General features: G+C 42.8%; 16 protein-coding genes and 1 tRNA gene. 7 read left to right on the plus strand and 10 right to left on the minus strand.

Annotated features, from left to right (window positions below; genetic code table 11):
- Positions 1 to 158: 158 nt before the first annotated feature.
- The gene (locus AB4154_RS05000) at positions 159 to 299 is read right to left on the minus strand and encodes a DUF3149 domain-containing protein (RefSeq protein ID WP_017062321.1); all 141 of its coding nucleotides are present in this window, start codon (positions 297 to 299) and stop codon (positions 159 to 161) included.
- A 255-nt stretch (positions 300 to 554) separates the two neighbouring features.
- On the opposite strand from AB4154_RS05000, the gene AB4154_RS05005 reads away from it, so the two are divergent.
- Positions 555 to 631 (plus strand) — tRNA-Pro (locus AB4154_RS05005).
- Positions 632 to 733: 102 nt separating this feature from the next.
- On the opposite strand, the gene AB4154_RS05010 is transcribed toward AB4154_RS05005, so the two are convergent.
- The 3 genes from AB4154_RS05010 to AB4154_RS05020 all read right to left on the minus strand — a co-directional run bounded on the left by AB4154_RS05010 (position 734) and on the right by AB4154_RS05020 (position 3,451).
- Entirely contained in the window at positions 734 to 1,402 is a 669-nt protein-coding gene (locus AB4154_RS05010) for a LuxR C-terminal-related transcriptional regulator (protein ID WP_136974805.1), read from the minus strand.
- Between the two features lie 494 nt (positions 1,403 to 1,896).
- A complete protein-coding gene (locus AB4154_RS05015; protein WP_136974804.1) occupies positions 1,897 to 2,754 on the minus strand; it encodes a curlin in 858 nt (285 codons plus the stop codon).
- Between the two features lie 85 nt (positions 2,755 to 2,839).
- The gene (locus AB4154_RS05020) at positions 2,840 to 3,451 is read right to left on the minus strand and encodes a hypothetical protein (protein WP_017064156.1); all 612 of its coding nucleotides are present in this window, start codon (positions 3,449 to 3,451) and stop codon (positions 2,840 to 2,842) included.
- 313 nt (positions 3,452 to 3,764) lie between these two features.
- Between AB4154_RS05020 and AB4154_RS05025 the strand changes: the two genes are divergently transcribed.
- The 3 genes from AB4154_RS05025 to AB4154_RS05035 are packed head-to-tail and all read left to right on the plus strand — an operon-like array spanning position 3,765 to position 5,515.
- Positions 3,765 to 4,241 carry a curli production assembly/transport protein CsgE gene (locus AB4154_RS05025; RefSeq protein ID WP_240798949.1) on the plus strand — a complete coding sequence of 159 codons (477 nt, stop codon included), beginning with the start codon at positions 3,765 to 3,767 and terminating at the stop codon, positions 4,239 to 4,241.
- A gap of 10 nt (positions 4,242 to 4,251) precedes the next feature.
- Positions 4,252 to 4,662, plus strand: coding sequence for a curli assembly protein CsgF (locus tag AB4154_RS05030; protein WP_102333662.1), 411 nt, complete (start codon positions 4,252 to 4,254; stop codon positions 4,660 to 4,662).
- Between the two features lie 16 nt (positions 4,663 to 4,678).
- Positions 4,679 to 5,515 (plus strand): CsgG/HfaB family protein, encoded by an 837-nt coding sequence (locus tag AB4154_RS05035; RefSeq protein WP_050646260.1) that lies wholly within the window; start codon positions 4,679 to 4,681, stop codon positions 5,513 to 5,515.
- A gap of 84 nt (positions 5,516 to 5,599) precedes the next feature.
- Here the strand turns inward: AB4154_RS05035 and AB4154_RS05040 are convergent, their stop codons facing one another.
- Positions 5,600 to 6,022, minus strand: coding sequence for a hypothetical protein (locus tag AB4154_RS05040; RefSeq protein ID WP_102321503.1), 423 nt, complete (start codon positions 6,020 to 6,022; stop codon positions 5,600 to 5,602).
- A gap of 131 nt (positions 6,023 to 6,153) precedes the next feature.
- Positions 6,154 to 7,032, minus strand: a complete 879-nt coding sequence (locus tag AB4154_RS05045) for a TraB/GumN family protein (RefSeq protein WP_029235194.1) — start codon at positions 7,030 to 7,032, stop codon at positions 6,154 to 6,156.
- A 404-nt stretch (positions 7,033 to 7,436) separates the two neighbouring features.
- Between AB4154_RS05045 and AB4154_RS05050 the strand changes: the two genes are divergently transcribed.
- On the plus strand, positions 7,437 to 10,088 hold the full coding sequence (locus tag AB4154_RS05050; protein ID WP_372122389.1) for a beta-N-acetylhexosaminidase: 2,652 nt from the start codon (positions 7,437 to 7,439) through the stop codon (positions 10,086 to 10,088).
- Between the two features lie 536 nt (positions 10,089 to 10,624).
- Positions 10,625 to 11,317 carry an oligogalacturonate-specific porin KdgM family protein gene (locus AB4154_RS05055; protein WP_017060537.1) on the plus strand — a complete coding sequence of 231 codons (693 nt, stop codon included), beginning with the start codon at positions 10,625 to 10,627 and terminating at the stop codon, positions 11,315 to 11,317.
- Positions 11,318 to 11,579: 262 nt separating this feature from the next.
- On the opposite strand, the gene AB4154_RS05060 is transcribed toward AB4154_RS05055, so the two are convergent.
- Entirely contained in the window at positions 11,580 to 12,020 is a 441-nt protein-coding gene (locus tag AB4154_RS05060; RefSeq protein ID WP_017060536.1) for a DUF411 domain-containing protein, read from the minus strand.
- Positions 12,010 to 14,814, minus strand: coding sequence for a copper-translocating P-type ATPase (locus tag AB4154_RS05065; protein ID WP_372122391.1), 2,805 nt, complete (start codon positions 14,812 to 14,814; stop codon positions 12,010 to 12,012). The genes AB4154_RS05060 and AB4154_RS05065 overlap by 11 nt, the downstream gene beginning before the upstream one ends.
- 300 nt (positions 14,815 to 15,114) lie before the next feature.
- Here AB4154_RS05065 and gltX point away from each other — a divergent pair, with 300 nt between their 5' ends.
- A complete protein-coding gene (gene gltX / locus AB4154_RS05070; RefSeq protein ID WP_017069020.1) occupies positions 15,115 to 16,542 on the plus strand; it encodes a glutamate--tRNA ligase in 1,428 nt (475 codons plus the stop codon).
- 125 nt (positions 16,543 to 16,667) lie between these two features.
- Here the strand turns inward: gltX and AB4154_RS05075 are convergent, their stop codons facing one another.
- Both AB4154_RS05075 and AB4154_RS05080 read right to left on the minus strand, forming a co-directional pair.
- Complete coding sequence (locus AB4154_RS05075; protein WP_240698162.1) at positions 16,668 to 17,201, minus strand: isochorismatase family cysteine hydrolase; 534 nt, start codon at positions 17,199 to 17,201, stop codon at positions 16,668 to 16,670.
- A gap of 46 nt (positions 17,202 to 17,247) precedes the next feature.
- Positions 17,248 to 18,645, minus strand: coding sequence for an FUSC family protein (locus tag AB4154_RS05080; RefSeq protein ID WP_372098204.1), 1,398 nt, complete (start codon positions 18,643 to 18,645; stop codon positions 17,248 to 17,250).
- Between the last annotated feature and the right edge of the window lie 280 nt (positions 18,646 to 18,925).

Below are 18,925 nucleotides of genomic sequence, written 5' to 3' on the forward strand. Positions count from 1 at the left end.
AAGTTGGAGAAGGATAGGGTAAGTATACCTAAGTTGAGGTTAGGTTTAAAAATGAAAAAACCGGAGAAGACAATAAGTCTGCTCCGGTGCAAAGCGTTTTGACATTTACTTATAAAGTAAAAGAATACTTAAAAGTAAATGATTTAGGCAGAGCGATTCTAGTGAGGAGATTTTTCAGTCATAACTTTGTATATGAAGAAGCCTCCATAAAACATCATGAGACCCAGAGCCCCGAAGATTACTATCATTGAAGATAGTCCCACCGCATTACCAAATAGGAGATCTAGCCAAAAGTCCATGTGTATACCTCAAAGTTATATGACATGGCTTAGTGTATTAACAAGCATTATCAATTCACTGATCTGGATCAATCCTGTTTCATAAGTTAAATACTTGTTGGTAACTGTGTGTTTTTCGTCACATCATGCTCGTTGTTGTATGTCTTTTGTTCGAACGATTCAAAATCGCAATAAATATGAGAAAAAGCCCTTGCGGATAAATTCAGAACCCGTATTATACGCTCCATCGACAGGCAATGAGCCAGTTAGATATCTCGGTGAATAGCGCAGCTTGGTAGCGCATCTGGTTTGGGACCAGAGGGTCGGGGGTTCGAATCCCTCTTCACCGACCACATTAAAGAAAGCCGTAGCAGAGATGCTACGGCTTTTTTGTATTTGGGATTTCTACATTCTAACTGCATTGACTGTTTATGGTTGAGGGCAGAGAGTTAGGTCTATTGGACAAACTCATTTGTCGCAACGTTGTTCTTAACCCAGATCAAAGCTTGTAAGCGATTCTTCACCTTGATCTTTTTGAATGTATTGTGAAGGTGTGCTTTAACTGTATTCTCACTGACATAGAGTGTGTCCGCAATTTGCGTGTTAGATGCGCCATCACCGAGTAGTTTGATGATCTGCTGTTCGCGTTTGGTCAGCTTGAGGTAATGAGGGCTGGTTTTGGCGCATTGTCTGTCTCTATAAAAACGGATGTATTTATAGATCAGCTTTCTGCTCATCCACATCTCGCCTTGCAAAATGCAGTTAAAGCCGGCCACGAGCTTTTCAAGGGTGTCCGACGTATAAAAAATGCCGACAAGATACTGCCATTTAAGCATTTCAGAGTGCGGGAAATCGCCTGGTGTATTGAGTAGCACTTCATGGACATCACTTGCTACGTCATCTCTGAGCTCCTGGTATTTCTCAATGTATTGCTTACTCATTGTCGGGAAATCAATAATAATCAGAACTAAGTCATCGTTTTTTAGGGATTTAGCACTGAGCCTTTCCGGTGATATGAGTTTTATGTTCAGGTTAACTTTCTGTTCTATAGACTCTTTTAGTAGTATCGATTGTAAATTGTTCTCCGCAAGTAAAATGGCGTTATAAGCCTCCAGCTTAGCCATGTGGAACTCCTTTTCTTAACTCATTACTTGAACTTTAGGTGTTTTAGTTTAAAGCACGTATTGTTATTTTGCTAATTTTTAAAGCTAATTATTCATCAAATTTATAAAATTAATTTAATAGTATTGTCGAAGGTAAAATAATACTTAAGTAGAAAGAGGGAATTACCGAGATTTATGGTTTTATTTTATTGATTGTACAGTCTTTATGAATTTTCCAGATCCCCTTGTTTGGGTGAAGTTTTATAGTGGCAGGAAACTGATTTATATTAATGATCAACGTTGTAATACCACTATTCGTATTCTGGTTGAAATTAGAGTTGGTGTTCGTACTCAACGTTAATGAAGATGCCACACTGTTATTTATGGTCAGAATAAGACTTTTATTTTTTATCAGGCACTGTACTGAATTTAAATCAGAAGAAAATCCATTAAAATGGAAAGAAATAAATAAAACGGCGATCAACGCCGTTTTAATATATGCACCCTTTATCATATTAATTCTGATAAATTATACCGACATTACCATTTGCGCCATTACCTGAAACGAGAGCAGTATCATAAGAGGTTTGTTCAATCATAAATTGGTTTGAACTGCTGTTTGTTAAGCTAACAATGGCATCTGAATGAGATCCTGTTTGTAACGTGAATACTCGGTTATCGCTACTGCTCACGAGATCGATATCGACATAGTTATCGTCGCCACCACCAACATCGGTGTTGACTATCGTTTGAACATAGTTATTATCGCCGCTGATATCGATGTCTACATCATTATTATCAACACTCGCGTTACTAAACTCGGTATAGGTTGTATTGGAGTTACCAGAGACATTCACATCAGCTTCATTGTAGTCAGCACCACCTAGAGCATTGACGACAGAGATGTTCTCGTTACCCACTTGTGTAACTCGTAAATCATTGCTTCGACCATAAGGTTGAACTGTAATTTGGGCTTGGTTACTAACACCATCTTGATCAACCCAGGCGTTGTTGTTTACATAGCGTAACTTAACGTGAGCTTCATTGAGATTGCCATCTTGTTGAACCACTACGTCAGAGTTATAGCTAGCATGTGTGTCAACTAGTGCAACATGCCCATCAGTAACACCAGACGTGTTCTGGTTAATGGTGACATTGGCATTATCGCCACTACCCATTTGCCAAACGGCAGTATTATCCATCGCTAAAGGTTGAATACCGGCTACTGTCGATGATATGCCAAGATCGGTTGTTCCTTCTATTGTCCCCAACGCTGGCTCAGAGGCTGGAAAAGGAGCAGGTAAATTATCTGCGTATGCTGCATTAAAGCCCAGAATAGCACCGACTATAATTCCAATTTGTGTAACTTTCATAAGTTGTATCCTTATACATTTCCATGTCGACTATGTTGTTACTTCATCGAGAAGCAACGGTGAATCAAGCTTTCCATACTGCGCGCTAATTGGCTTGATTGATGTGAATTCTCATTGAGCTAGACGCTTTCACTAAAGCAAAGTCGTTGCCGTCTTGAGAAATTCCTAAATTACTTCTTCCAGAACCAACCAAATAAGCAGTATTGCCATTGCCTTTTTGGTCAATGCTCAGCTGACTACTCTGTCTTGAGAAGTTAGCTTGTCCGATAACTGCTAAATTGTTATTCCCGTCTTGGGAAATAAGCGCTTCAGAATTTACTCCGAGTTGCCCAATTGCGGCATCGTTATTTGAACCATTCTGGTCTATTAAGGCGGTATTATTGCGCCCTGTTTGACCAATGTATGCGGAGTTAGAACTTCCGCTTTGCGTTATCTTCGCTCTGTTGTTCGCGGTAATACCAGGACTGCGTTGCTTTATTATTGCTATTGAATCAGTAGCATTAGATATATTTAATTCTGAATAATTATCTAAATCTCCAGAAGAGAAGCTTTCTAAATAATTATAATCATTGACTATATCTTGATTAACATTATGTAAAAAATCCCCTTCTATATCTGACGCGATAGCATTATTAAAACCTCCTGATAAAAAATATAAACAAGTTAAGCTGATAAGTGATGCTTTCCCAATTACCATCATCTTTACCTTAAAGTGTTCGTGATTATGATCCCTACGAAAATAAACTGCGTAGGGAATGAGTGAACCTTTGTCTTATCGAAATCCTAGGCCTTGAATTTACGAACAGCTATAAACTTAAAGTTGAAAATATTTAGTTGTTCATATGAAATTTAATTAGTATTTGACCGAATCCTACCAACCTTAGTTAATCAATTCCCTTCAGTAATTAATTCGAAAGTTTATATATGCCACTGTAAGCATGAATTACGCTTTATTCAGTTTCAACGAATCACATTCTCATTTTGTAAATAGACTTTGAATGGGAGCACATATGAAAATCAAGCTGCTTACAATAACTCTGCTTTCCTTTGCTCTTCATGCAGAAGAAAAGAGTCATGGTCTTGAAAACGGTGCTCCTTTAGAAAATGGACAAAAACTTGAGGACTCGACAAATAATCTTAAGGAAAAATTCAATGACTTCAGTGAAGTCGATGGAATCATTGTGGACAGAACCATTACGCGGTTGGGAGAGGATTTCTATTTTTTCTTCTCGCAATCGCTCAATGATAGTTATCCCGACCTTAAGGAAAATTTGACGGTAAAAGAAAGGCCAACGGCGTTATCAGGAAGCATCATAGAGGTTCAACACTCTAGAAAACCGATCTTCCGTACGGCGTTGTCCCCTGGTCGTAGACAAGCGAAAGAACGAGCTGCCGATGCCACTCGAGTTGTAGGGAATTACATTATCAGATGGCAAGCAGAGAGACTCTTTCAGGACACTTACGATCTAGACCATGATGAATTTTAAGGAGCCAAGGATGTCGATATTTTTCAGAAAGGCCGCGCTCATTGCGCTGATAGTTTCGCCTTCGGTTTACTCAAGCGAATTAGTTTATACGCCCGTAAATCCAAGTTTTGGCGGAAACGCTTTAAACAGTTCTCACCTTTTTAATCACGCTAATGCTATCAATGATTATGAAGACCCAAGTGCAAGGGATATCTTTGATGAGCAAGAATCAGCCTTAGATCGTTTAGCGTCTAGTTTAGAGTCTCGTTTGATAAGCCAGTTGCTTGCTGATGTAGGTAACGGAAATACAGGGCAGTTAGAAACAGATGACTTTTTCCTCAATATTGTTGACGACTCCGGGACCTTACTCGTTCAAATCGTCGATAAAGAGACTGGGGAATCGACAGAAATCAGTGTCTCTGGATTAAACCCCGACCTCTAATCACAAGGATTGTGTTATGAAATCGATCATTATCGTCTTCTTGACCTTTGTGTTGGGAGGGTGCACTTACTCTATGCAAATTCCAGAGACTTCTGAAACGCCAAAGTTGATGCCGAGAGGATCGACTTATACGGACCTGATCTCATTACCTCAGCCTCGCGGTAAAATACTTGTTTCGGTTTATGATTTTAGAGATCAAACGGGACAGTATAAACCTCAGCCAAACAGTAACTTTTCCACAGCGGTACCACAGGGTGGAACGTCTTTACTGACCACGGCATTGATAGATTCCCAGTGGTTTGTTCCTCTAGAGCGTGAAGGGCTCCAGAACTTGTTGACGGAACGTAAGATCATTCGAGCGGCTCAGAAAAAAGATAAGGTCGTAAATAATCATGGGGCAGACTTGTCGTCTTTGAGTTCCGCTAACATCGTCATCGAAGGCGGGATTGTGGCTTATGACTCGAATATCGTGACAGGCGGTGCGGGTGCTAAGTATCTTGGGATCGGTGGTTCTGGACAATATAGAACGGATCAAGTCACTGTGAATTTAAGAGCGGTTGACGTTAGAACCGGGCAAGTTCTATTGAGTGTCACCACCACTAAAACTATCTCTTCACACGAGATTGGGTTCGGCGCATTTCGATTTGTTGATTACAAAGAACTGTTGGAAGTTGAAATGGGCTATAGCCAAAATGAACCGGTCAATATTGCTGTGATGTCTGCTATTGATGCCGCGGTGATTCATTTGATTGTGAAAGGAATGAAGCGTGGAATGTGGTCGCCGGGCGATCCGAATGCATTAGAAAATCCGATTATCGCACGTTATTCCGAAGCGAGTACAGACATACTTTAAGCTACCGAGTAAGCAGCAAAATAGGGCTATGCGGAAAACGGACCTTTCCCTTAGCCCTGTTTTTTTCTTCAAGCAACTCAATGATCAATTCACATCGCACGTAATATCTTTTATCGGTGTTTCCGAGGTAACAAAACAAACATACGCTTCCGCTGGCTTATTCGGGCCTATTCGAATGTAACCTGCCTTTATTTCATCTTCATCAAACGTCACCGAGTGAGAGCTTCCCGTTTGGTTGTCGTAAAAGTTTGCTTCAAAATTGTTGTTCATTTGGCTTGCGATACGGTTTCGTGTTGTAGATGTTGTGAACGTAATATTGGCGCAGCGCATCGGTGGTTTCTCTGTAATCAAAAACTGTCCGCTTTCTTTATCTAATACACCGCCTTTGGTATCCGGTTGTATGTCTATCGCCTGAAACTGTTCGATGGTGCATGTTTCTTTGGCTGAGGCTATTGAGGGCATCAGCATCGTGAGGGCTAAAGGGAAAGCAAAAAGTACTGGTTTCATTAGAACAACGCCATAGGTAAAAAGAGCGAAAGATAATAGCACTGCAATGGTGCTATTAAATGTAAAGATTCTGTTATTAAGGAAATGCTTTTATAACGAAAACAAAATGAGGTTGAGCATCGTTAGCTTTTTTAGCTAGTCTCAAATTGACATTGGGCTGATTGGCTTTGTGATTGCTGAATGACACTGAAGCCTTTCTTTTCTAATAACTGTATAAGGTTACCTTCTCCAATTAGGTGCAAGGTACCAACTACTATCATGTAGTTCCCTTTAGTCTTAAGCTTCCAATCATTGGAGGATAGTTTGTTTGCCCAGTCTATGTTGCGATCGGTTAAGAATGCTTTCTCAAGTTCAGGCGACATCTCTGACAGTTCTGAGAAGGCTTCCAGCTTCGCTAAATCACCCGCTTTCCAGCTTTCAATCAGGCAATGAACCACGCGATCAGTTTGGTCAAATTCTTCAAGGCTACTGACTAACCACTCTTTACCGTCGTCCTTTTGTTTTGTCATCAGGTCTATTTGGAATTGCAGAGGCTCCAAACTGATAACCGGAACATCTTGGGTAGTCGCTTTGTTCGCTAGCGTCGCATCAACGCCGCTGGCGGAGCCATAACCAAGGTTTTTTAACTGCTGCATTTGTATGGAGAGAGAAGTTGCCCAAGGCGGTGAGCGAAGCAGTTGTTGCGTCGGCATGCCCAATGATTTTGATATGTCGGTTAATAATTGCAGCTGTTCTGTATTGAGTACATCGGCAGTCGTGAGTTTGTTGCGGGGATATACAACGCCATCAGACTTTCTGATATCCGTTTCGATAATTAAGCCATCACTGTTTTTTAGCGCGTCGGTGATCGCCGAAGGAAGGGGGTACATACTCTCGTCTCCAACGTGCACTGAACCTAAGATAGTGAGTGTCAGATCATCCTTTTGTGCTTGCCAATAAAGGGGCTCGGCGACCGCTTGCCTAGCTGAAAAAGCGAGAACGAATAAAACCATGTACCAGAGTGGACGCAAAGGGAGCTCCTTAAGGAAGTATTAAACTCGTTAAAATCGATTTTGACGGTGTTTTTTAACGGTTTTTTTTGAGAACAATGTCACGTTGTTTGTACGAAAAGTATAATAATACGCTGAAACTCTAAATCCTTTCTGACTACCAATGACACGATTTTATGAAATCGGTAAAAAAGATTGTGATTCATTTCTCAAATTTTACGTCAAAATTAAAATGACGGAAGTGCCGTTGCTTGTAACTTGATGATTTTATTTAAATTAAATTTATAAAAATTTTTGAGATTTGAAGCCGATCACTTTATTAGCTCGATTTAATTCACGGTAAAAAATAAGCCCATATAGTTTATCTAACTTTCGAAGCGCTCCATTTTGCTTCTTACTCAATTTTTAATTTATGGGTGAATACGATGTTGAAGAGAAACTTACTATCTGTAGCGGTATTGGCTGGCCTAACAGGTTGTGCAGTAACGCAAGCACCAGAACAAAAAGTAGTGAATGCACTGGCTGATAATCTTGATGTTCAGTACGAAATTCTAACTAATCATGGTGCGAATGAAGGCTTGGCTTGTCAGGACCTAGGTGCTGAATGGGCGTCATGTAATAAAGTGAACATGACGCTAACCAATGACGGTGAAGCGATTGACTCTAAAGATTGGAGCATCTACTTCCACAGTATTCGTCTTATTTTAGATGTTGATAATGAGCAATTTAAGATCACTCGCGTTACTGGTGACCTTCACAAGCTAGAACCTACTGAAAAATTTGACGGCTTTGCGGCTGGTGAAGAAGTGGTTCTTCCGTTAACGAGTGAATACTGGCAACTGTTTGAAACTGACTTTATGCCAGGTGCATTCGTGACGGCGCCAAACGCAGAACCTAAGATGATTGCATCATTGAATACAGAAGATGTTGCATCGTTCGTAACTGGTCTAGAGGGTAATAACCTTAAGCGTACGCCTGATGATAATAACGTAATGGCGACAGCGGTGACGCGTTTTGAAAAGAATGCTGATCTAGCAACGCAAGACGTATCAACTACTTTACTACCAACGCCAATGTCGGTAGAAGCCGGTGAAGGTTCAGTTAGCATTGCTGGTGGTATTGCCCTACCTAAAGACGCATTCGACGCTGAGCAATTCGCAGCAATTGAAGAACGTGCAGATGTGGTAAACGTAGATGTGAGTGGCGACCTACCTGTGAGTGTCGCTGTTGTTCCTACTCAGTTTACGGGTGATTTAGCGAAATCTGGCGCTTATGAACTAAGCATCTCGGAAGAGGGGATTGCAATTGAAGCGTTTGATAAAACGGGTGCTTTCTACGCAGTTCAGTCTATTTTTGGCCTAATAGATAGTCAGAACGCTGAATCATTACCACAACTGTCAATTAAAGATGCGCCGCGCTTTGATTATCGTGGTGTGATGGTAGACGTTGCTCGAAACTTCCACTCAAAAGATGCCATCCTAGCAACGCTAGATCAAATGGCGGCATACAAGATGAATAAACTGCACCTTCACCTAACGGATGATGAAGGTTGGCGTTTAGAAATTCCAGGTTTACCAGAGCTAACGGATGTAGGGTCTAATCGTTGTTTTGATTTGGATGAACAAAGCTGCTTACTGCCTCAGCTAGGTTCTGGTCCAACAACAGACAACTTTGGCTCTGGTTTCTTTAGTAAAGCGGATTACGTCGAGATCCTAAGCTACGCTAAAGCGCGCAGCATCGAAGTTATCCCTGAAATTGATATGCCAGCACACGCTCGTTCAGCTGTGGTATCAATGGAAGCGCGTTACACTCGTCTCATGGCGGAAGGCAAAGAAGCAGAAGCGAACGAATACCGCTTGATGGATCCGCAAGATACATCGAATGTAACCACGGTTCAGTTCTACGATAAGCAAAGCTTCATTAACCCATGTATGGAGTCATCAACTCACTTCGTCGATAAAGTAATCTCTGAAGTGGCGGCAATGCACCAAGAAGCGGGCGTACCGCTAACGACTTGGCACTTTGGTGGCGATGAAGCGAAAAACATTAAGTTAGGCGCTGGCTTACAAGATATTAATGCAGAAGACAAAGTGGCATGGAAAGGTAACATTGATTTATCTAAGCAAGATAAGCCGTTCCAACAATCTCCACAATGTCAGAAATTAATTGCTGACGGTACAGTAAGCGATTTCGGTCACCTGCCAAGCCACTTTGCAGAAGAGGTGTCTAAGATTGTTGCTGAGAAGGGTATTCCACACTTCCAAGCGTGGCAAGATGGCCTGAAATACAGCGAAGGTGAAGAAGCATTTGCAACAGAAAGTACGCGCGTTAACTTCTGGGATGTTCTTTACTGGGGCGGCACTTCATCAGTTTACGACTGGTCTGCGAAAGGTTATGACGTAATTGTTTCTAACCCAGATTACGTATACATGGATATGCCATACGAAGTAGACGCAGCAGAACGTGGTTACTACTGGGCAACACGTGCAACCGATACTCGTAAGATGTTTGGCTTTGCGCCAGAGAACATGCCACAAAACGCAGAAACATCTCTAGACCGTGACGGCAATGGCTTCAGTGGTAAAGGTGAGGTTGAAGCGAAACCTTTCTACGGTCTGTCAGCTCAACTTTGGTCAGAAACAGTACGTACTGACGAGCAATATGAATACATGGTGTTCCCTCGCGTATTGGCAGCAGCAGAGCGCGCATGGCACCGAGCAGATTGGGAAAACGACTACAAGGTTGGTGTTGAATACTCTCAAGAAACTAACTTAGTGAATAAGCAAGCGTTGAACAGCGACTTTAATCGCTTCGCGAATATTCTTGGTCAACGTGAGCTAGCTAAGCTAGAAAAAGCGGGTATTGATTACCGACTACCAGTTCCAGGTGCAAAAGTGGTTGATGGCAAGCTTGCAATGAACGTTCAATTCCCAGGCGTAGAGCTTCAATACTCAGCTGATGGTGAAAACTGGCTAACGTATGATGAGCAACAACGTCCATCGGTTTCTGGCGAAACTTACATCCGCTCTATCTCTGAAAGTGGCGAGAAAGTAAGTCGAGTGACTTCGGTAAAATAATCGATAAGCAACATTAATAGAAAAGCTCCCTAGCTATTGTCTTATTTAGATAAAAGTGGGAGCTTTTTTTTCGTCCAAACTAAGTTAGGCACTTCTCTTAAGCTGAAACATATAGAAATACTCTTTGTTTATATCGTCAACAATGCACATAAGGTGAGTTCCATCGCAAAAGTGACGCGCTTCTCATTATTCTCTTCAAAAAATAAGTCCTCCATAAAAAACTCTAAATCAAGTGTGATTGAACTAACTCATTCTAATTTCGCGACGTGAAATAATGTGATCTGGATCTGTGTGTTTTTTTGTCTTGAGTTTTTTATCAATTTTTATATTTTTAAGAGATTGATTTTAAAGTATTAAATAACTTTTTCTTTTTTGACAGTGAGAGAGATCACTCTGCCCAGTCTTTTATTTTTAAACGCGAATTAATTCGAGCAACATAGATTTCATGCCAGGGAGGCTACCAACTACTCAAGCGGTGAAGGTGAATGATGTACCGAAGATGTGCCGCTGAAAAAATTAAACTAAGGCAGTTTACTATGAAAAAAATTATCGCTCTAAGTGCTCTTTCTCTTGCTTTCGCTTCTAGTGCTTTTGCTGGTTCTTCTTACGTAACGGGTAACATCCAAATTCATGACGATGGCCGTATCCACGGTTCTGACATGACTTCTACGCTAGAAGCTGGTCACACGTTTGACAACTCTCTAGGCGGTTTCACGGTTTATTCTGAGTTTGATGGTATCCAACTGGGCAAACTTGAATCTGAAAATGGCGGCGCAGGTAATACTACTCCAGGCATCACTGTAGGTGGTGAGCAAGCTTTCAACATCACTGACAACCTATGGGTTGCTGCGGGTTACCAACACCTATTCTCTGCAGGCGAAAGCATTCAGTTCCGTCCATTAGTTAAGATCGGTTACAACTTCGATAACGGCATCTCTATTAGCAACCGTACTCGTGCACACATCGACGACACTTCTAACGATGATAAAACTGACTACCGCATGGATAACCGCATTGCTTACACAGTGAATGCTGACCTAGCGCTTAGCTACAACAACGTATACATGATCGAAGCTGAAGCAATGGACCACGAGTTACGTGCAACATGGACTCGTCAAGGCGTTCAACCTTACTTTGAGTTCCGCAGCCAAGCTAACGGTGTAGATTTCGCAAACGGCGATTCTAAGCAAAACAACGCTTTCGTATTCGGTGCTTCTTACGGCTTCTAAGCTGATTCACTTGGCTGCTTAGTCGATTAGATTATTGGCCGAGTGAGCTTCTTTGTTAAATAGCTTTGTTGTTGAATAACTTCTTAGCTAATTAGCGAGAGGAACATAGCGGTACTAACAGCCCGGTTGGTGCCGCGACAAGTTTTGCTTTACTGTCCAAAAGCAAAGAGCCTAGCAAGTAAACCACAGTCTTGGGTTTACTGAATGCTAGGCTCTATTTTTATGACTTCTTTTTATTGCTGTGTGTTGGTCTGTTTAGGTTCTATTTTCCGTTGTAGTGACGGTATTCAAACACCTGACCTTTTTCATTAAACGCATACACAGAATACTCGTCTTTCTTATCGCCATACTCCATGCCTGGAGAACCCATTGGCATGCCCGGAACCGCTAAACCAATCGCATTACGTGGCGGGTTTTCTAGAAAGGCTTTAATGTCATCTGCTGGAATGTGTCCTTCAAATACGTAACCGTCGATCTCTGCAGTGTGGCAAGAGGCTAGCTCTTGTGTAACCCCAAGCTTCTGTTTGATTGGGTTCATATCATCGTGGAGCTTCTCAGTAACATCGAACCCAGCATCTCGCATATGTTCAGTCCATTCTGTGCAGCAGCCGCAGTATGGAGATTTGTGGTTTAGAACATCAGTAGCTAAAGCTTGTCCTGAGATTGCAGCGAGTGCAGTAAGAGTCATAATTTTACGAATCATGGTTAACCTCATGAATATGGTTTTTATTAATATTAGAATGAGTTGGTTTGAACAATCTCAGCCTGTTGGCATTGCTTACTACCGTAATTGACGACATCGCCATCGCTGCCCCTGCAACTACTGGACTAAGCAGAAATCCAAAAAATGGGTAAAGCACACCGGCCGCGATAGGAATACCAAGCGAGTTGTAGATGAAGGCACCAAACAGGTTTTGCTTCATGTTTCTCACAGTCGCTTGAGATAGCTCGATCGCGTTGCTTACTGATAATGGCGATGAGTTGAGTAGCGTCATTTGCGCACTTTCAATCGCGACATCACTGCCACTGCCCATTGCGATTCCTATATCTGCTTGAGCAAGAGCGGGTGCATCGTTAATACCGTCTCCGACCATCGCAACACTCTTATATTGCTGTTGAAGCTGAACAATATGTTGAGCTTTCTGCTCTGGAAGCACTTCCGAGATAACCTCGTCGATACCGACGCTTTTACCTATTGCTTGAGCCACAGAGTCGTTGTCGCCTGTTAATAGCACAGTGTGAATTCCGGCGGATTTTAGTTGAGCTATCGCCTGTTTGCTATCTATTTTTAACGCGTCTGAAATGCCCAATATGCCTTCCAGTTTTTGGTCAATCGCAATGAAAATAGGCGTCCACGCTTGCGAGCGGCAAAGCTCGATGAAATCCGTGCCAACCTCTGTATTGATACCTAATTGGGTGAGGTACTTAAGCGAGCCAACTTGCACTTTCTTGCCGTTAATTGTTGCTTGAACCCCAAGCCCTCGTTGGTTTTCAAATTCGCTGTGTGGGAGTACTGAAACTTCCAAGCTCTCTGCATATTGGCAAACGGCTTTGGCAAGTGGGTGCTCAGATCCTACTTCTACTGAATAAGCACAAGCCAGTAATTCTTGTTCTGATAAATCGCCATAAAAGGCTTGCTGAACGGTTGGCTTACCTTGGGTTAGGGTGCCTGTTTTATCAAACACGACAGCATCAATTTTGCTTGCAGATTGCAACACATCGGCATCTTTGATCAGAACGCCAAACTCAGCGGCTTTGCCAACGCCGACAGTAATTGAAAGTGGTGTCGCAAGGCCTAAGGCACATGGACAAGCGATGATCAGCACTGTGGTTGATACCACTAACATGTAACTGGCGCTTGGTTGTGGGCCAACAAAAAACCAAACTAAGGCGGCAGCAACTGCGATTGCGACCACAACCGGAACAAAAACGGCTGAGATAGAATCGGCAAGCTTGGCGATTGCTGGTTTACTGCTTTGCGCTTGGCGAACCATTTGAATGATCCGAGCCAGCATGGTGCTTGATCCAATCCCAGTCGCTTCAATAATTAAACTACCATCCCCATTAATAGTGCCCGCAGAAACGCCATCATTTATTGTTTTGACGTTGGGCAGTGGTTCACCGGTCAGCATCGACTCATCGATATAAGATTCACCTGAGACTACGACACCATCAACCGGTACTTTTTCTCCGGGTTTTACTCGTACCTGCATGCCTACCTGAATCGCTTCTACTGCGATGGTTTGTTCTTTGCCATCGACAATAACCACCGCTTTTTGAGGCTGTAAGTTAATCAATGCCTGTAAAGATTTTGTGGTACGCGCTTTGGCTTTGGCTTCGATGTAATGACCCAAAGAAATGAAGCCAACGATCATTGCGCTTGCTTCAAAGTAGACATGGCGAGATGGTTCTGGAAACCATGATGGAATCAGCACAACCAACATTGAATAGAACCATGCTGCGCCTGTACCTAGAGCGACTAAGGTATCCATGGTCGCGCGCTTATACATGAGAGACTGCCAAGCATTGGTGAAGAAGCTACGACCTGAAGTGGCTAGCAGTACCAAACAGACGACACCGATTAAGCCCCAAGCCAATTGGTCGTTAAATGTAGCAATAGTCATGCTGCCACCAAACAGACCCCACGCCATCAGCGGAGCACCGATAAGCAGCGCGCTTACCGAATTTTTTAGGAAAGCTTTTTGGGTACGAAGTTGTTGTTCTTGCTGTTTTTGTTGTTGAGTCGCCGCGTCATCAACGAACTCTGCACCATAACCTGCGGTTTTTACGGATTCTATTAGCGCGCTTTCGATGACGTCTCGTGTTTTGGAGGTGAAAACCAAGGCAGTTTGTTCGGCAAGGTTGATCTGAGCTTGGTCGATAAACTCATTCTTTTTCAGTGCTTTCTCTACCGAAGAGACACAACTCGCACAAGTCATCCCCTCAAGAACAAGGTGATAGGTATATTGGCTAGCTGCGGTTTTATCTTCACTCTTTTTATCTGCTTGTTCGTCTTCTAAATCTGAACTCGATGAAAGGTCATTCGTTTCTGAGTAGGGAGCTGCGTGGTAACCCAGGCTTTCGACCAGCTTAATCACCTCAGACTCAGAAAGCAGAGTAACCAGTGATAATTCCTGTTTGCTGACTTCTAGGTTTAAGGCTTGCTCAGTTTGTTCAAGCGCTTTAGTCAGTTTGCTCACACACTTGCCGCAACTCAGACCGGATAGCGAAAGGTGCAGCTGATTACCCATAGAATAGCCAAGCGTTGCTAACTGTTCGTTGAGCTGAATGTAACTAAATGGAGTCGAAATATCGATGTAGGTCGGCGATATGTCATTAATCATCGTGCTGTCGAGATCGCTAAACAGTGTGCGAACTTTCTTCGCGCAACCCATGCAATTTAGGCCGTTGAGCGCCGTTGTGTAGTAGTTCATATCGATACTCCAATTCTCATCTACGCCTAACATAAACCTTCCCGTAAGGGTAAGGTCAAACATAAATTCAAGAATTTGATCTTGGTGGAGTGCTAGCTGGTGGTTTCAGTTTGGAATGGAAGAGGGAAATTAGGAATGTGCGGCTATAATCTACTTGCTAAGACTATCTATTTACGACTTTAAGGGCGTAATTGGCCTTTCAATAACGGCTTTCGTACAACAACAGCGCATTAATCATTCACTACTGATTGTAGATTTAAGCGGTGGTGATAAAATAGCGCCCAAAATTTAGTGATGTTTGACTATTGCAGGCCTTGTAATGGCGAGCACTAAAAGAATCACCTACATAATCAAGGTATTTAAATGACGGTTAAAACTCGTTTTGCTCCTAGCCCAACTGGCTATCTTCACGTTGGTGGTGCACGTACTGCACTTTACTCTTGGCTATTCGCTAAAAACCAAGGCGGTGAATTCGTTCTACGTATCGAAGACACAGACCTTGAGCGTAACTCTCAAGAAGCGGTTGATGCAATTCTAGAAGGCATGCAATGGATGGGTATGGAATGGGACGAAGGTCCTTACTACCAATCTAAGCGTTTTGACCGTTACAACGAAATGGTTGATAAGCTACTTGCTGAAGACAAAGCATTCAAATGCTACGCGTCTAAAGAGCTGCTTGATGAAATTCGTGCAGAGCAAGAAGAAAACAAAGAAATGGCTCGCTACGATGCTAACCACCCTAAAATTGTTGCAGCAAACGAAGCAGCAAAAGAAGGCGATGCGTGCGTTATCCGTTTCCGTAACCCTAAAGAAGGCAGCGTAGTATTTGATGACCAAATCCGTGGTCGCATTGAAATCGCAAACAGCCAACTTGATGACCTGATCATTCGTCGTACAGACGGTGCACCAACTTACAACTTCGTAGTAGTAGTGGATGACTGGGACATGGGTATCACACACGTTGTTCGTGGTGAAGACCACATCAACAACACACCTCGTCAAATCAACATCTATGAAGCACTAGGCGCGCCAGTTCCAACGTTCGCTCACTGTGCAATGATTCTTGGTGATGACGGTGCGAAACTTTCTAAGCGTCACGGTGCTGTTTCTGTAATGCAATACCGCGATGAAGGTTACCTACCAAATGCATTAAACAACTACCTAGTTCGTTTAGGCTGGTCTCACGGTGACCAAGAGATCTTCTCTCAAGAAGAGATGATTGAATTCTTCAGCCTGAACGCTATCAGCAAGTCTGCTTCTGCATTCAACACTGATAAGCTACTTTGGTTGAACAACCACTACATCAAGACATCTGAGCCTGAGTACGTTGCAAAATACCTGCAATGGCACCTAGACGCACAGAAGATCGATACAACAAACGGTCCAGCTATCACTGAAGTGATCAAGCTAGTTGGCGAGCGTTGTAACACGCTTATCGAACTTGCTGAGCAATCTCGTTACTTCTACGAAGATTTCTCTGAGTTTGAAGCTGGCGCAGCGAAGAAGCACCTACGTGGTGTTGCTAAAGGCCCACTAGAGCTTGCGCTTGCTAAGGTTGAAGCGCTTGAAGATTTCACTACTGCAAACATCAAAGATGGTGTAATTGCAGCTGTATGTGAAGAGCTAGAGATCGGCATGGGTAAAATCGGTATGCCACTTCGTGTAGCAGTAACAGGCGGTGGTCAGTCTCCTTCTGTTGATGCTGTGATGGAGCTTGTTGGTAAAGAGCGCGTAATCGCTCGTATCAAGATGGCTCTTGAGTTCATCGCTGAGCGTGAAGCTAACGCTTAATCCTATTTCTCTTGTTTGAGATAGAATGTACTTGAGATAGAACGATCATCAGCCGACAGCTTAATTCGCTGTCGGCTTTTTATTGTTTAATGAAAATACGGTCAACGTATTTTAGGACGAGACAGTTATAGCAAGTCTTGAGCTTTTGCTAAAACACTGAGTTTTGGGAATATATTTTGGCAGCTGTGCTGGTGGTTCATCGGGTTCATATCTGCAATCGCATCTTCGACAATCACCACGTTATAACCCAGTTCAAATGCTTGTCTAGCCGTTGATTCGACCCCAATACTTGTTGCTACCCCGGTCAGATAAATATCCGTAATACCTTGCTCACAAAGCTGCTTCTGCAAATCTGTGTTGGTAAATGCACCCCAGGAATATTTGGTTAGATAGCGATAATTAGGGTTTAGGCGCAGGCTTTCGATGACCTCTCCCCATACGATCTTTGATGCGTCAGGCTGAGCCGCTTTATTTTGCAGTTCCGTTCGGCCTTGTGGACGACCGGCTACATTAACAATAATTACGGGTAAATCAGCATCATCAAATGCATCGCAGAGAGCAAGGCTGTTCTCTATGATCGGTCGGGACACGGTTTCCGGTAATTGATCAACGATACCTTGTTGCAGGTCGATAACGACAAGCGCAGAGCATTTACTCATTTTCATTACTTTATGCCTTAGTGGTCTTTGTGTGAGGTTATAGTGGTTAACTTTTACGGTGTATTAAGCGGGTGTAAAAGCGGATGAAAGCCAGTGCAACCATCATATAAATGAGTAGGTTCAAAGGGGTAGTGACGTCATAAACAGGCACAAGTTGCGTTGCGCTCATGGTAATCATTACTAATAGGTTGCCCCCGAGAACTCGATAGACCATCCACTGATTACCAGCGAACAGGCGATACACCATAAAGACATTAACAAAGTAAAATGCCATTAATTGCCATACTTCGGTCATCGAAGGTAACAGCAGAACATACTGAATGAGGAACAGTGACCCAAAGGCTAAGTAGCCAATGGTCCAGTGCTTTATCATTTGCCTAGGCATGTTGCTTAATATCAAGGCGCAAATGGCACTGTTAATGATGAACAGACTTCCCGATGATATTGGTAGATATATCCAGACTAGAATTGCTGAGATGAAGCTCATTGTGCCGACTAACGTATTGCTTAATCGTTGCTGGCTGTTGTCAAGTAATCGGGCAAATAAGCGCTTTTTCTTAAAGTTACCCTGGTAGAATTGTTTGACTGTCTCTGGAAAAGGGGGCTTGTAATCGACATTAACCGATGATGCTTCAATAAAAGCCATAGCCTGGTTAAGTATCGAAAAATCATTGTGATCAACCCCTTGATCATGGGCGTTTTGCAGTAACTGTTTGGCAACCCAGATTGCTTGAGTTTGCTGTTGATGCTTCCACTGCTTTCTGGCAGGCATACGGCCATGCAAATCGGGCAGGCGCATCAGATCGTTCAGCGCTTTGAAGGTCGGGCTTTCAATATTTAACTCGCAGCTCGTGTGTAACTGGAAACGCTGCGCTGAGTCATTGTAAGCGAGTGAATGAATGAGGGGAGACATCGCCTCTAAAACAACACTGACTTCGTTGTTAAAGCGTGTGTCATCATCCTCAGGCCAAACCACGCTATAGATGGTCGTATAGACCACGAAGCCAAGCAGGGTTTCTTGCAGCCTTAGTACCGCAATATTAAATGTAGCTACACCATCAAAGCTGCCAGATATCGCCAGCAGGATGCAGACAATAAATGCCGTAATGTAAGCATAGCCGATGACCGGATCGGAACCCATGTATATACAAATTGCGAGTAACAGTGCGATGTTTGCTAAAAAATAATATCGATCTTGCCCAAAAACAGCGATTAACCAAAGCCCGACAAACGCGCCACAAAGCGTCCCCAACAATCTGAGAATGCCTTTTTTCTTGCCAGCAGTAATAGTATCAGTGATGGCCAATATATTGACCACGATAGCCGCCCAGTAAGGCTTCTCAAGGTTAAAATACAACGCAAGGTAGATAGCTAAACAAAATGCTAGGGCAACCTTTATGGCATTCTTGGCTGGAGTGCTCAGTGACTTTATAATGAGTAGCATAGTGGGGTTTAGCGGCAGAGGGATCGAATACGAGGATATTGCCTGATCTTTTGGTCAGCCTAAACTCTAGTTTGAAGGCCTTGATCCATCAAATATAGCAACTCTATTGCATCGTTTAACATTCAGGTGAAGGGGGGCGATCAGTCACTCTACTTATACGATATTGTTCGATGCTGATAATGATCGATAGATCTTCTAATAGTTAATAGCGATAGAACATCAGGTTTATCGTTCTTCTAAGCTGGCTAGTTGTTCCGATTATTTTAGGTTCATCGCGGCT

It is taken from the genome of Vibrio sp. 10N.286.51.B11, assembly GCF_041469245.1.
Taxonomy (GTDB): domain Bacteria; phylum Pseudomonadota; class Gammaproteobacteria; order Enterobacterales; family Vibrionaceae; genus Vibrio; species Vibrio crassostreae_C.